General features: G+C 34.9%; 9 protein-coding genes. 1 reads left to right on the plus strand and 8 read right to left on the minus strand.

What is annotated here, in order from left to right:
• Positions 1 to 9 precede the first annotated feature (9 nt).
• The 5 genes from HGP29_RS07890 to HGP29_RS07910 form a co-directional block, all read right to left on the minus strand.
• A complete protein-coding gene (locus tag HGP29_RS07890; protein ID WP_168881823.1) occupies positions 10 to 3,774 on the minus strand; it encodes a sulfatase-like hydrolase/transferase in 3,765 nt (1,254 codons plus the stop codon).
• Positions 3,775 to 3,868: 94 nt separating this feature from the next.
• The gene (locus tag HGP29_RS07895; RefSeq protein ID WP_168881824.1) at positions 3,869 to 6,808 is read right to left on the minus strand and encodes a T9SS type A sorting domain-containing protein; all 2,940 of its coding nucleotides are present in this window, start codon (positions 6,806 to 6,808) and stop codon (positions 3,869 to 3,871) included.
• A gap of 254 nt (positions 6,809 to 7,062) precedes the next feature.
• The gene (gene hemA / locus HGP29_RS07900; protein WP_168881825.1) at positions 7,063 to 8,319 is read right to left on the minus strand and encodes a glutamyl-tRNA reductase; all 1,257 of its coding nucleotides are present in this window, start codon (positions 8,317 to 8,319) and stop codon (positions 7,063 to 7,065) included.
• A gap of 78 nt (positions 8,320 to 8,397) precedes the next feature.
• Complete coding sequence (locus HGP29_RS07905) at positions 8,398 to 9,525, minus strand: DUF3179 domain-containing (seleno)protein (protein WP_168881826.1); 1,128 nt, start codon at positions 9,523 to 9,525, stop codon at positions 8,398 to 8,400.
• A 148-nt stretch (positions 9,526 to 9,673) separates the two neighbouring features.
• On the minus strand, positions 9,674 to 10,993 hold the full coding sequence (locus HGP29_RS07910; RefSeq protein ID WP_168881827.1) for a M28 family metallopeptidase: 1,320 nt from the start codon (positions 10,991 to 10,993) through the stop codon (positions 9,674 to 9,676).
• Positions 10,994 to 11,152: 159 nt separating this feature from the next.
• Between HGP29_RS07910 and HGP29_RS07915 the strand changes: the two genes are divergently transcribed.
• On the plus strand, positions 11,153 to 11,638 hold the full coding sequence (locus tag HGP29_RS07915; RefSeq protein WP_168881828.1) for a tetratricopeptide repeat protein: 486 nt from the start codon (positions 11,153 to 11,155) through the stop codon (positions 11,636 to 11,638).
• On the opposite strand, the gene HGP29_RS07920 is transcribed toward HGP29_RS07915, so the two are convergent.
• The 3 genes from HGP29_RS07920 to HGP29_RS07930 form a co-directional block, all read right to left on the minus strand.
• Positions 11,635 to 11,880, minus strand: a complete 246-nt coding sequence (locus HGP29_RS07920; RefSeq protein ID WP_168881829.1) for a hypothetical protein — start codon at positions 11,878 to 11,880, stop codon at positions 11,635 to 11,637. The two genes, HGP29_RS07915 and HGP29_RS07920, sit on opposite strands and share 4 nt — an antisense overlap.
• A 125-nt stretch (positions 11,881 to 12,005) precedes the next feature.
• Entirely contained in the window at positions 12,006 to 12,314 is a 309-nt protein-coding gene (locus HGP29_RS07925) for an RNA-binding S4 domain-containing protein (protein WP_168881830.1), read from the minus strand.
• A gap of 5 nt (positions 12,315 to 12,319) precedes the next feature.
• Positions 12,320 to 13,891 carry a toxin-antitoxin system YwqK family antitoxin gene (locus HGP29_RS07930; protein ID WP_168881831.1) on the minus strand — a complete coding sequence of 524 codons (1,572 nt, stop codon included), beginning with the start codon at positions 13,889 to 13,891 and terminating at the stop codon, positions 12,320 to 12,322.
• Positions 13,892 to 13,962: the final 71 nt, after the last annotated feature.

The following is a 13,962-nucleotide window of genomic DNA, read 5'->3' on the forward strand; positions in this document are numbered from 1 at the left end:
TGTTTATACTTATTCTACTATTAATTTATTTATATGATAACCTATTTTTAATATGTAAACACCCTTCGGTAATCCACTGATATCCAGTTGAGTTTTGGACTGATGTTTTTGATTTAAGATTAATGCTCCTCTAATGTTATATAGTCTCAGCTCTTCCCCTGCCTGTTGATCAGTGATAATATGTACCACCTGATGTGCAGGATTCGGATAGACTTTTATTTGTGATAATTCAGGATCCAATGAAGTCGGTGGTGTTGGAGGCTCTGCTTCCTCTTTTGTCCCTACCACATGAAGTGTAAACTCTTTATGTCCGGACTCACCATTAAGTTCTACCTTTGCTAGAATTTTTACTTCTTGATCTTCTTCATCTCTAGTCACCACACCTTGGTTTTCAAGAATTTCGATCACATTCTTATTGCTGGAAGTCCAAGTCACTTTAGCCTCATCATTACTACTATTCACCAAAGTAATATCTTGTGTTACGGCACTTTCGTTATCCTCTCCTTGGTAAGTTATGTTTATCTCATCCAAAGCTTCCTGTAACTTATCAGTAGGTTTCGCCAGAACTTTAACCACAAAAGTCTTTGTCTCAACTAGGTTTTCATAAGCTACTTCAGCATCTAAAACCACTGTTTGATCCGTATCTTGTCTGGTGACTACCCCTTCTTCATTATTGATTTTTATTACATCGGAGTTACTACTTTTCCATGTTACTGTTGATGAATGCAAACTGCTTTCTGATAAAATAAGATTATTGGTTACAGCATTTTTGGAATCTCCTCCTTGATAAGTCACTTCTACTGCATCTACAGCTTCCTTTAACTTCTGTGATTTATCTTCATCACCATCAATTTTTAAGACTACATTATCGATATAGAATGTACCGGTTACTTTTCCTATTTGAATGGCAATCTGCATTGTGGAAATACCTTCTCCTATCACAATCTCACTTTCAACAGCCACAGGTTGATTTTTAGCTACAGTAATATTTTCACTGTTTAGTTTAACCGTACTTTCATTACACTGTAACTGGTAACGGATTTCAGTATCGGTAGTAGAATAGACATCGAAAGTAACTTTTACAGTCTTTTCCTCTTCCGTTGTATAACCTATTGAGTATTCTTCAGACCTTAAAGCAAGGTTAGAAAAATTACCTCCATTTTGTGTAATATGAAATGTTGCTGCGGTAGTCTTATTTACAGGATGCTCTTCTGCTACCAAACTAAAATCGATACCAAAATCTTTCTTAAAAGTTGCCGTCCAACCTGTTTCCACTCCTTGCTCAAAATCATTATTTATTCTAATAATATTAGATGAACTCTCTGCATTTACATGTGAAAAGTATACCGACCACCACTTAGCCACATCATCTTTTATTGCTGCAATTTCTGATGCGTAAGCACTATTATTGATCTGATTTTCTCTTTCTAAATCCTGAATACCATTGTATACATAAAATTCTTCGTGATAAGCTGTTACATTTTGATAAGGCACCAACATTGGAGTCATCCCTTTATCAGAGGTCCATAAAGTATACTTATAATTTCCTCTTTTAAAGGTGTAACCATTCTTACTATTTTTCTTGTAATATGTTACAGATAAATCTAACGGGTACTGGGTAGTTACCTCATTTCCCAAGAACAACGAACTGCCTTGAAGAAATGAGGGTTTTGGAGTATAAGTAAAGTCACACACCGTGGGATAGAGGTCTATTAACTGAGTAGCCCTATCTGTTGTAGTTGTAGGAAGTAACTCTGATGGATCAATAATTATCATAGGAACTTGAGCAGAATTTCTTAATAAATTATGCTTTCCCCACATATTATGGTCACCAAGGTTAAAACCATGATCGCTAGTTATTATAAGCAAAGTGTTATCTTTTTCCCCTAGTTGCTCTAAGCGGTTTACAATTTGTCCAATCTGTGCATCGATATAAGAAGCACAAGCATAGTATGCTAAAACCAATTCCTTTTGCTTATCCGGATTCAATACATTTTCAAACTCTAGGTACGTATCTTCCCATACTTCTGGAATATCTTTATAACCCGTTAATTCGGTTGGTTCTTTATATGAAATCTCATCAGCTCCTTCAGGCATCTTTTGGTAGGGTGCTAAAGAAATGTCCTTCCCTTCATATAGATCGAAATATTTTTTTGGAGCGACGAAAGGTAAGTGAGGTTTTTTATACCCTACTGCCAAGAAGAACGGTTGTGATGAAGCAGAAAACTCATCTAGTAATTCTAATGCATGCTCAGTAAACTGACCATCTTGGTACCCATCATCTCCTACATTTTCAGGACCAATTTCATACGACATTCCATCTTCAACTCTGTATTTATTCCCTGAGACAAAGTCTCCATATTCATCGGGATATGTATAATGCGATGGGTCTGTATAATCACTTGTCCAAGCCTGTTCATGATGTCCATTATCTACATTTCTTGGATCAAATATTTTTCCTACTGCCGCTGTTTTATATCCGTTTTGTGATAATAACTCTGGTAAGGTTGTTAATTCCGGAGCTGTTTCATTTAGTTGTAACGTTAGATTCGTTACACCATTTCTTTCCGGATAGGTACCTGTAAGCAAACTTGCTCTCGAAGGACCACAAACAGGATATGAACATTGTGTATTTGTATATTGAATACCTTGTTCTGATAATGCATCAATGTTAGGAGTAATTACCTCTTCATTACCAAATGCGAATAAATCGGTATTTAAATCATCAATCATGATTAATACGACATTCTTTTTATTTTCTTTAGGGAATAATGGAGCTAACTGTCCCTTATCCCACTCACCTTCTACTCTTTTGTAGATCATTTTATTGGCCTTTGGCCCTGCACACCAAATAGCTCTAGGAAAATCCAACTCCTGAGAAAGTTCTACAATAGCACTATGGTATTTTGCTCTACTTACCGGATCACAAACATTATTAGAACCAAATTCCCCTAGGTATAAAGGGACATTCAGTTGGTCTGCCCAACTTTTTACATTTTCAAAATCACTTCTTAAACTTTCATATTCTTCTTTGGATCCCCAAGTAGGTTTACTCCCTTCAATTTCAGGATATTTTGTAAAGGTATTTGGCCAGTAAAAATGAAACCAAGGAATTAATTTATCGTCATTTTCAAAAATAGCAGGATCCATTTGTTGGGGTGCATAAATAGCGTTATCACCACCTCCCGTTAGCATGACAATTCTATCTGGGTGATCTTTTCTAACGATCTCCAACAACTCTACATTTAGCTGATCCACTAACTTTTTGTTCATATTGAAGTAAGGCTCATTGATCAACTCAAAAACAATATCATGACTTTTTCCTTTGAAATGTGTACTGATTTGACGCCAGATTTCTAACATTCTATCCCACTTTTCAGGATGAGGGTACACATCTACATCTTTCGTCACTTCCTCAATAAACCAATGTTCACCGTGAGCATTTAAAACCACAATAAGATTTCTCTCCAATGCCCAATCGACCACTTCTTCTACTCTTTCCAACCAAGCTGGATCTACTGTATATGGAGCATTTTCTGAAGTATGACTTCCCCAACGCACAGGAAGTCGAATATGATCAAAGCCCGCTTCTGCCACATCATCCATCATGAATTCTTCGATTGGGGCAGCCCAGTCTCCTTCATTGTTAGCACTCATCACATTACCAAAATTGTAGCCAGTTCCTAGTCGAGTAGCCATTTCATGTGCTGGTGTTTGTGCGTAGTCTTTAGTAAAAAATGATAATAATAATAACGTTAGTAGTAATTCTTTCATACAAATAATAATTGATTTCTTGTCTGTAATAAACTGTTGAGGCTTACGCCTCAACAGCTGATTTGTGTCGGTGTCGTTATTTCTAGAGTTTCTATTATTGTTTAATAAATACTCTTGATTGTTGATTTACTTTAAGGATATAATTTCCTTTTGGTAAACCTGATATATTAATTTTCTTCAAGAATTCAGTTCCTTCTTTTGAAAGTTCAATCTGTCTTCCTAACATATCGAATACTTCCAAAGTGTTAATTTGTACTTCTGATCTAATGGTAATCAAATCCGATGATGGGTTAGGAAAAACTACTAATTCTAGTAATTCGTCCTCTACGCTTGTTGGTATTTGTTCTTCCATTAATACTGTTAGATCGAAGGTTTTTGTAGTTGTCGCGTCACCTGCAGATAGTGTAGCCGTCATTGTTACATTCTTATCTTCTTCTGCTCTCGTTACAGCACCAGCGTTTGTGATCACTTCTTCATCTGATGAAGACCAAGACACTGTCACCTCATTTACATCGCCTGATAAAGTAATATCACTGATTACAGAAGTATTATCTTCCCCGTTAGCATAAGTGATTTGAACGTTAGCTAACGCATCGTTAACTACCTCTTCTGCATTATTAGCGACAACTACAGTAAAAGTCTTCGTTTCTTGTTCATCACCTAAAACTAAAGTTGCGGTTAACTCTACAGTTTCATCATATAATTGCTGTGTTACTTTTCCATCTGCTGTAACAACATCTGTATTTGACGAAGCCCATGTAATCGTTACATCACCATCAGAAGTGATCAACTCAAGGTCAGAAGTTACTTGACTTGCTTCTTCACCATCTGCAAATCCTACTTGTAAATGTTCTTTGCTATCACTGATTACTTTTGAAGCATTATTCAATACTGTTAATGTAAATTCTTTTGTATCTGACAACTCTCCTAAAGTCACTGTAGCAGTTAATTTCACAGTTTGATTAGTCGTCTGTGGGGTCACCACACCTGCAGAAGTAACTACTTCTTCATTATCAGAGACCCAAGAAATTGTTGTTTCATTTAAACCTGTGCTAGGTAGCGTAACATCAGACTCAACTGATTGAGCATCTTCTTCATTGGCATATGTAATTTCTACTGCTTCTACTGCTTCATTTAGCAAAGAAGAATTGCTTCTTACTGTAGTCAGATCAAATTCTTTTGTTGTAGATAAATCTCCTAATGAAATTGTTGCTGTTAACTTTCCTGTTACTGTTTCATCACCTAATGTTACTACTCCTTCAGCAGTGATGTTTGTATGAGTACTCTCCCAATTAACTGTTGTCTCATATAAAGATGTCGTTGGCAATACTATGTCCTCAGATACTTGATCAGCAGCATCACCTTCAGCAAACTCAATAGCAACATCTTCTTTAGCTGCCGCTAATTTTGCATTGTCTGAGGCTAACACAGTTAATTTAAATTCTTTATTGATTGAAAAATCTCCTTGAGAAATTTGAGCTGTTAATGTGACCTCTGTGTCTTCTACAATTTCTGTAACCACAGCAGAACCATCTGTAATTGTAATAACATCTGTATTACTAGATACCCAAGCTATAGAAGTACCATAACCTAATGCATCCGTAATAACCACTTCAAAATCACTTTCGATGGTTGTGGCTGTTTCTCCATCTGCAAAAGTGAGTGATAAACTCTCTGCTACTAATTTTGCTTGCCCTTCATTTGCACTTACTTCTTTTAAAACAGCATTATCAAAAACAAATGTTCCTGTATTTCCACCTACTTGTAATAACAATCTCCAAGATGTTAAACCAGCAGGTGTTTCAACTACTGAAGTAACATCAGCGGCTGTTGGCGTAACTTCCATGTTTCTACTGTTACTGTTGATGTAGTTGCTTTCTGCATCTCTTCCTGACACCTGATATCTTAGAGTGATCGTTTCATCGATGGCTGTATATACATTTGAAGTTACTTCGAAATATTTTTTTTCTAAAGTAGCCTCATTAAATGGGTACCATTGAGTCCTTATCACTAAGTTAGGTAACGATGCTCCTCCATTTGTGATTTCTAACTTTCCAGCATTCGAAGCGTTTTCTGCATGAACAGTACTACTGTACGTAAAATCAGATTCGCTTACTTGTCCAGCATTAAAGCTTGTTTCCCAACCTACAGTCTCCCCTAACTCAAGGTCTGCATTTACTATTATTGCATTACCACTTTCATCTGTATAAGGTAATACGCTTACTGTAAAATCTTTATCTAATGTAGTCGTATTTAGTGTTACTGAAGCTGTCAATGTCACTTCTGTTGTTTGATCTCCTCTCACAACATTTCCGTTAGCACTAATCACATCAGAATGAGATGACTCCCACGCTACTGTTGTATTATTTAGTCCTACAGTAGGTAGCGATACATCATACATAATTCCTAAACCATCTTTTGGATCATTGTTATCAAAAGTAATTTTCAGATCTTCAATAGCTTCTTGTACTAATTCTTCATCCGTTTTTTCTGGAGCAACTTCTAGTACAATATTATCAACAACTACATCATCAACTGTACCTCCTAACTGAAGTAAAACAATCCATTTTGTTGCCCCTGCAGGTACCGCTAACTGAGACGTGAATGTCTGATTGTCTGTTGTTATTGTAAATTCTTCTGACTGGATTTTATTTGATCCCGACTCCCACTGAATCATATATTTCAATCTTCCTTCTTGTGAGCCGTACACATCTGCAGATAATTGGAAAACTGTTTCTTCAGCCAATGCCTCTGTAAAGTTTACAAAACCTCCAGACTTCAACTGAATATTTGAGAGGTTTAATTTTTCGTTTTCCTCGTTCACCGGAATAGCGATCTGATAAGCACCCGATGCATTGTCTTTATGAGTAATTAATGAACCTACAGGTGGGTTAGCAATACCGCTCTTATTAGTAACAATCCAAGGAGCTTCTGTTGATTCGAAATTCCCATTATCTATTAAATTATTTTGTGAGAAACCTTGAGTACAAATCAAGGTCAATAAAAAAAATACTGTAGATATAATATTCTTCATATTCATACTAGTTTTAAATGCTTAGAGAGATTAAAGTTTTTGTTGTGTTTATAAGTAATAATCGATGACTCAAATGTCGAGGATTAACGTTTTTAGCAGGTGTATTTTTCGTTCTCACAGGGTTGAAAATGGTTCTAATTATCGCTAAATCATTGATTTTGACATGATTTGAGACGTTTCAATGAAATTTTCAATAAAAAAGGCCTCTAACTCAGTTTCCTGAATTAGAGGCCTTTTCATTTATTTTTTATCAATTAACTATTGATATTTAGATCAAAAAGGTCAGTAATTATTTTACCCATTTTTTGTCCTTCTTTTTTATTGGCTGAAGCTGTCGCTTTCAACTGAAGAACAGGAACCTTCATGATTTTATTTAGTAAGTTCTTTGTGATTTTATCCACTTGCTTCTTCTCTTTGTTAGAAAGATCTGAAGAGTACTTTTCAATTTCCTTTTCTCTTATTTCTTCAAGTGTGTTTTTCAACCCTTTAATAATTGGAGAAAACTCCATTTCCTGTGTACGCTTATTGAACTCCGTTAGAGAGGCTTCAATAATCGTTTCTACTTGAGGAATCGAATTTAATCTTCTTTCTAATGCTTTAGTTGCTCTAGCATTGATATCGTCTACAGTATATACCAATACTCCAGGGATTGTCTCTACATCTACAGCAACCGATCTAGGTACCGACAAGTCCAAGAAACACTTGAACGCCAAAATATCTAAATCAGCAACATTCTCTTTATGGAAGTAATCGGCAATTGGTAAAGAAGAGATAATCACATCCGCTTCTTTTGCAGCTGTCCAAAGTTCTTCAAAAGGTCTGGTCTTATAACCCGTTTCTGTTGCCAATTCTTCAGCTACTGAGAAAGTACGGTTCATGATAGTTACATCAGAAATCTCCGTATTTTGAAGATTTCTAACGGCATCAGTTCCAATCTCACCCAATCCAACCACTAAGATTTTTGGATCGTTGATATCAGTAGTGATTTCATCAATCATTTCTACTGCGGCATAAGACACAGAAGCAGCACCATCTCTAAATTCAGTTTCTATCTGAACTCTTTTATTGGCGTTAAAAATGGTATGCATCAAACGGTGAAGGTATGGTCCTGCCATATTGTAATCGGCAGTCCATTGATACGCTCTTTTTACTTGATTGGAAATTTGAATATCTCCAACAACTTGAGACTCTAATCCCATTGCCACTCTAAAAAGATGGTTTTGAACATCCTTAGGTTGACATAATGATTCAAAATATTGATTGGATTCTTGAGTATCAACTTCTTTGAGTGTACTGATTTGTGAAATTAAGTCATCTGATAAATCCTCTTCTGCGATATAATAAGCTTCCGTTCTATTACATGTCGAAACAAATAAAAGCTCATTAATACGAGAGTCTTTTTGAAAATTAGACAATAAAGTTTCACAATCATCCTGAGACAGTGATAATTTACCTCTTACTTCCAAAGGTGTATTTTTATAAGATAATCTAATTGCTTTGAAATCTTTCATACCGTTTAAAAAAGAAGTGTTTTCTAGTTTGTAAATTTAATACTTAGAATCGTCAGTTGTTCTTTTTATTTAATTTGATTACCAATTGATACTGTAAATAAGGCTATTAGTATAAAACTCTAATTCCGGAAATGCAAAACTTTCGGTAGATAATATGGTTTCAAGTTGTCCTCCTTCGTAACTTCCTTCCACACATTTTCCCATAAAATTCCATTTTGAACTCGTTCTATCGTCTACAAAAAGATCTCCTTCTTTTGAAAAAGTTAGCCATTGTCCATCGTAAAAAGCTGAATAAGCCACAGCAGACCCAATATCTTTTGCTGACTTTATATCTCTATCTCCCAACATAGAAGTACTACCTTCCATGTAGAAAATAGCTACATACATATCTAATGGTGTATCGTTAATCACCTTATGCTTCTTTACCTCTTCCATAGGGTAAACCATATGTTTGCCTCTAAGGTTTACTGTTAGAATACGCTCCATAGGCATCAAACGCTCACTTGGCATATGATTCAGGTACAAAGGCTTTTCTACCAATACATTATCGTACTTGTAATAAGGATTAACACCATATGGTAATAATGCATCTTTTTCATCGTCTCGTAAGACCAATCCGTATTTACAGTTATCATAAAACTGTTGCATGGTCATACGCACTGCCATTCTTTCTGTAAGAACTTTATTTCTGAAAAAGCCTGTATCACTTTTGCCATTGTATTGTTGCCACCAAGATTCCGTCTGTCTGTCATAAAGAATAATGTTACTCATTCTTATCATTCCCGATGGACTAAACTCTAACTCTCTTTGAACACCTTTATGCTCAAATCTTCTTTCAAAGACTTTTACAGCATCCGACAAAGGACAATATGTGATAGCAATAGGCATTCCACCAATTCTATCATTAATCACCTGATGGAACATCAATATTTCCATTGGATATGCCTTGTGTTCACGTCCTTTACTAACAACCACAACATTTTCATTAGGGTTGTATTTTTCCTGTGCTCTTTCTTCGTTATAAAAACGAGGATAATCTATGGCCTTAAAAGCATCTTTGGGGACTAAAGACTCATATTCCCAAAGTTTGAAGTTTGCTTTATTAATATCAGTACTCCACTCACTGTTTACGCCAACTCGATTTACTTGAGCACTCACACTCAGGTAACTTATCATCACACATATAAGGAGACCGAATTTTCTCATTGTTCTAAAACAATTAGGTTTTTTACTTCTAAAATCTAAAAATACAAAGGTAAAAATTTACGGACATCTTCTCGTTAATTAACATCAATTTTAAAAAGATAATGTCAAATAGAAAATGTCCGTAATCCTATATTTTTGGAAGTGTTATCTACTTTTGTTTCACTCTAGTCGGTGTACTTCTTCCCTTAATAACAGGCTCAATACCAATAGCGATCCCTTGGATCACATCTACGATATTTTGGTAGTTTAATGTTTTAATTTCATCGTTTACCGTATGATAATAGGTATCAAAGTCTATATCTGTTGAAGAAACGGTTTGAGCAGGAACTCCTTTTGCTGCAAACGGAGCATTATCCGAACGCATAAATAAATGAAGCTCATCGTATGGATCTGGGAAGAACTTAAAGTTCATTTTATTCTTCAGTACCGTTTGAGCCATGATTTTACCTAAATTGGTTTTATCATAGCCTGTGATATATGCTTTACGTTTACCGTTAGCTGATGTTTTACCAATCATTTCAATATTTACCATTGCTACAATACTCTTAAGCTCTTCTTCAGACATATGGTCAGCCATGTAAGATGATCCTACCAAGCCCATTTCTTCTGCTGTGAATGTTGTAAACAATATGGTTCTAGGGTATTTCATCTTTCTTCTAGCATAATGTTCAGCCAACTGAATCACTGCAGATACACCAGAGGCGTTATCGTCGGCTCCATTGGCAATAGAATCCCCTTGAATAGGTTTTAAAATACCGATATGATCATGATGTGCAGAAATCATGACTACTTCATTAGGTTTAGCTCCTCCTTCAATTTTAGCCATTACATTACGCATCTTCACTTCTTCAACGTTTTGTGAGTAATGCAAAAGCATTTTCTTGAATTTCTCTTTAACCTTTTCGTTTTCTTTCACCCAGATAATAGTATGGTCAGCTTCCAGTTTATCTGTGTATCTTCCTGTTGTGTTTTTATCTTTTGAGTTTCTCATGGCCTGAATGTGCTGATCGCCTTTTACCCAAACTAGAGTAAGCTCATTAGATTTAATCAACTCGTCTCTAAAAGTTAAGAATGACTGATCTTCAGGCAAGTCAACCACCTTAACGCCTTTGGCTTTCTTTAGGATGACTAACTTTTCATTCGTGTCTATAAAATAATCACTTTTTGAGATCAAGATTTTATTAAGAAACAGTTCTTCGACCTGAACTGACTTATAGTATTTTGTGATGGTTTGGAAATATGTTCCGTTTTCACCTGCAGGTTTCAATCCGACTTTTTCGAACTGATCTTTGATGTATTCCGTAGTAATATATTCCCCTTCAGTACCAGCATATCTTCCTTTGAGATGGTCACTAGCTAACGTATCAATGATTTCTTGGGTTCTTGCAACTGAAATTTGGGCGTTAGCTGATTTTTGTATGACTAAGAAAAATGCAAAAACAAGGCTAAAAGTTTGTACTATTCTCATGAACTTTGAAGATATGTTAAGTTTTTCCCTAATGAATTTAATTGTTAGAAACTTTTTACTTTAGGAAGTGTATTTAATAATGTGACAGGCACATCGTATAAAACACGATTCAAAGTATAAAAGTAAAGGAAATTTACTTAATATTAAGCATCAACGATCATGAAAGAATATACAACGGAAGTAGACGTACTGTTCTCGAAATTGAAACTTGCTACAGATAAAAATAAAATATCAGATATTGAAAACTCAATCTTAGAGATTTGGCAGAAAACCGATGATCCATTTATTAACGATGTTATCGCATTAGGTTTAGAACAAATTTCTAAAGAAAGATATAAAGACGCCATTGCTACTTTTTCTCATGCATTAATCTTTTCGAAGAATCATGCAGAAATCTATAATAAACGAGCAATCTGTTATTATATGAGAGGGGAATTTAAGAAAGCAATTGATGATCTTAAGAAAGTATTATCTCTGGAGCCTAGACACTTCGGTGCCCTATCTGGGTTATGTACGATTTATAGAGAATTAAAATTGGACCTACATACATTAATGACTATCGAGAAGTTATTGCGTATTGTTCCTAATAAGGAAGGCTTAAGCTTACAGGCGAAGAATATCAGAAAAAATTTGCGAAAGAATTAGATCACTACTTCTCGCTTACTTGGATCTGGAGCACCTGGAGGTAAGATAAATATACCTGGAGGTAAATCTAGATCTGGCTCATTAGGTGAAACTGGCCATCCGCCATTATTATCATCATCGTCATTGCTATTAAATGAGGAATCGTCAAAATCTTTTCTTTCAAGATAAGTATGATAAAAAGACCAAATAGCAAGACCGATAGCGAAGTACATGAGTAGCAACATAATATGTAAATATTCCATGATTTCTTTAGGTTGTAAGTTTACATCAGTAGGTATCGTAATTTATAATTTGAATATATTAATAAATGTAAATAAATACAAAAAGGCAGTGTAAAAAACTGCCTTTTTGTATTTAATAATTTGTCTTATTTATTGAGGTAGAATCTCTTTTCATCGATATACTCCTTCAACTTATCGAGTTCTTCCTTAGAAGTAATTTCTTCTACATTCTCCGCAACCAAACTGGCTCCAACTCTTTTATCAATGACTTGTAAAACCTTAAATTTACGCCAAATAGGAGCTTTTTTCACCTCAACGATATCACCAACACTTATTTTCTGAGAAGGTTTGGGAATACTTCCATTTAATATCACTTCTTCCTTTTTACAAGCATCTGTAGCTATTGTTCTAGTTTTAAAAATTCGAACACACCACAAGTATTTATCAACTCTCATGTTTTTTACTCATTAGGGTATTTCACTTCTAGCAAAGTACCTTTATTATAAATTTCTTCTTTCTCCAGAAGTCCATTTTCGTCGAAATATTTCCAAGTATCGAGTTTCTTTTCTTTGTATTTTTTCCCGATTTCTCTGATTTGCCCATTTCGATAGTACTTCTTTACTACTCCGTAAATATATCCTTTATCGTAAGGCGTTTCCATTAATACAGTTTTCCCATCATCAAAATATTCGATACGAATACCCACTAATCTACCTTTACGGTATTTTTCTTTGGTTAATAGTGCGCCTTTATGATTATAAATCATCGCATCACCTTCCTCAAAGCCATTTACAAAAGTCTTTGTCATTTTTAACTGACCATCATTGTAATATGTTTTCCAAGGACCACTTTTTTGTTTCTTGGTGTACTGTCCTTCTTCTGAAATTTTTCCATTTTCAAAATATGCTTTATAAGCTACCTCAGTAGCATTTTTAGCATAAATTTCTAATTGTTTCAGACTTTTACCATCTTCATAAAACAGTTGTTGGTTACCTTTCTTGATACCTTTCTGATAATTAAACTCTTGTTTTAAATTACCTGTAGCATAAAAAACTTTGGTAACACCATGCATTTTTCCTTGTTGCATATGTCCCTCTTTCAATAAAGTACCATCTTCAGCATATTCTCTAAAAACACCTTTCTGTTCTTTTCCTAAAGCTGTAATCATCTCTGATTTTAACTGACCATTTTCATAGTAGTTTTTGTAATTACCAGTACTTTTCCCTTCGACCATTTTGTTTTCAGACATTTCCTGCCCCGATTCATAATATTCTATTCTTAAACCGTGTTCAAGATTATGATCAAAAGGTATTAGAAGTTTCACCTGTCCAGAAATATAATATTCTTTGGATTCCCCCTGAAGTTCCCCCAAAACGAAGGCACTTTCTTTCTGTAATGATTCAGACTTTGGAAAATATGTATAATAGATACCATCAATTTTGCCCTCTACATAATTGCCTTTTTGTTTGATGTTACCTTCTTCATCGTATACAGTAGTTGAACCGTTTCTTAGTTCACCTTCCATCTCGGAAGTAGACATAATTTTGCCCGAAGGATAAAACTCTTTCCAAATATTCGCTTTGATATTATGTTCAATCTGAACGACACCTGTAGGAAAATACTTCTTCATTGTTCCTACCATTTTATCCGCCTTAAACTGAGCCTCTGTCTTTTTCATACCTTCTACATAGTATGAAGTGTACCCTCCTTGTTTTAAACCGTTTTTATAATTGGCTTTAAAATGCACTCTCCCATTTTCGAAATATTCGAAGAATGGACCGTTCAAAACACCATCTTTATAAGTCGATTTTACAATTAGGTTATCACTACCTGGGAAATATCGCTTATACTCTCCATCTATGCGATTCGAGTCTCCATCAATCACATAAAATTCTTCGGCTACAATCCCTGCCCAATCGTCGTAATACGTTTTAATCAAAGTTTTTTGATTCGACTGAGCAATTGCAGTTAATTTAAAAATTGTAATTAGACAAATAAGTAAGGTATATTTGTTGATTCTAATGGTGTCCATAAGGCAATTATGATTATTCTAAGAAGACAAAGATCAATTATCATTCCTATAATGACAACTTATTCGATAGA

This window comes from Flammeovirga agarivorans (assembly GCF_012641475.1).
GTDB classification, from domain to species: Bacteria; Bacteroidota; Bacteroidia; order Cytophagales; family Flammeovirgaceae; genus Flammeovirga; species Flammeovirga agarivorans.

Bases quoted from the DNA above. Each gene is read 5' to 3' on its own strand.
- HGP29_RS07920 (WP_168881829.1), bottom strand. From the start codon at position 11,880: ATGGAATATTTACATATTATGTTGCTACTCATGTACTTCGCTATCGGT.
- HGP29_RS07930 (WP_168881831.1), bottom strand. From the start codon at position 13,891: ATGGACACCATTAGAATCAACAAATATACCTTACTTATTTGTCTAATT.
- HGP29_RS07895 (WP_168881824.1), bottom strand. From the start codon at position 6,808: ATGAAGAATATTATATCTACAGTATTTTTTTTATTGACCTTGATTTGT.
- HGP29_RS07910 (WP_168881827.1), bottom strand. From the start codon at position 10,993: ATGAGAATAGTACAAACTTTTAGCCTTGTTTTTGCATTTTTCTTAGTC.
- HGP29_RS07905 (WP_168881826.1), bottom strand. From the start codon at position 9,525: ATGAGAAAATTCGGTCTCCTTATATGTGTGATGATAAGTTACCTGAGT.
- hemA (WP_168881825.1), bottom strand. From the start codon at position 8,319: ATGAAAGATTTCAAAGCAATTAGATTATCTTATAAAAATACACCTTTG.
- HGP29_RS07890 (WP_168881823.1), bottom strand. From the start codon at position 3,774: ATGAAAGAATTACTACTAACGTTATTATTATTATCATTTTTTACTAAA.
- HGP29_RS07925 (WP_168881830.1), bottom strand. From the start codon at position 12,314: ATGAGAGTTGATAAATACTTGTGGTGTGTTCGAATTTTTAAAACTAGA.
- HGP29_RS07915 (WP_168881828.1), top strand. From the start codon at position 11,153: ATGAAAGAATATACAACGGAAGTAGACGTACTGTTCTCGAAATTGAAA.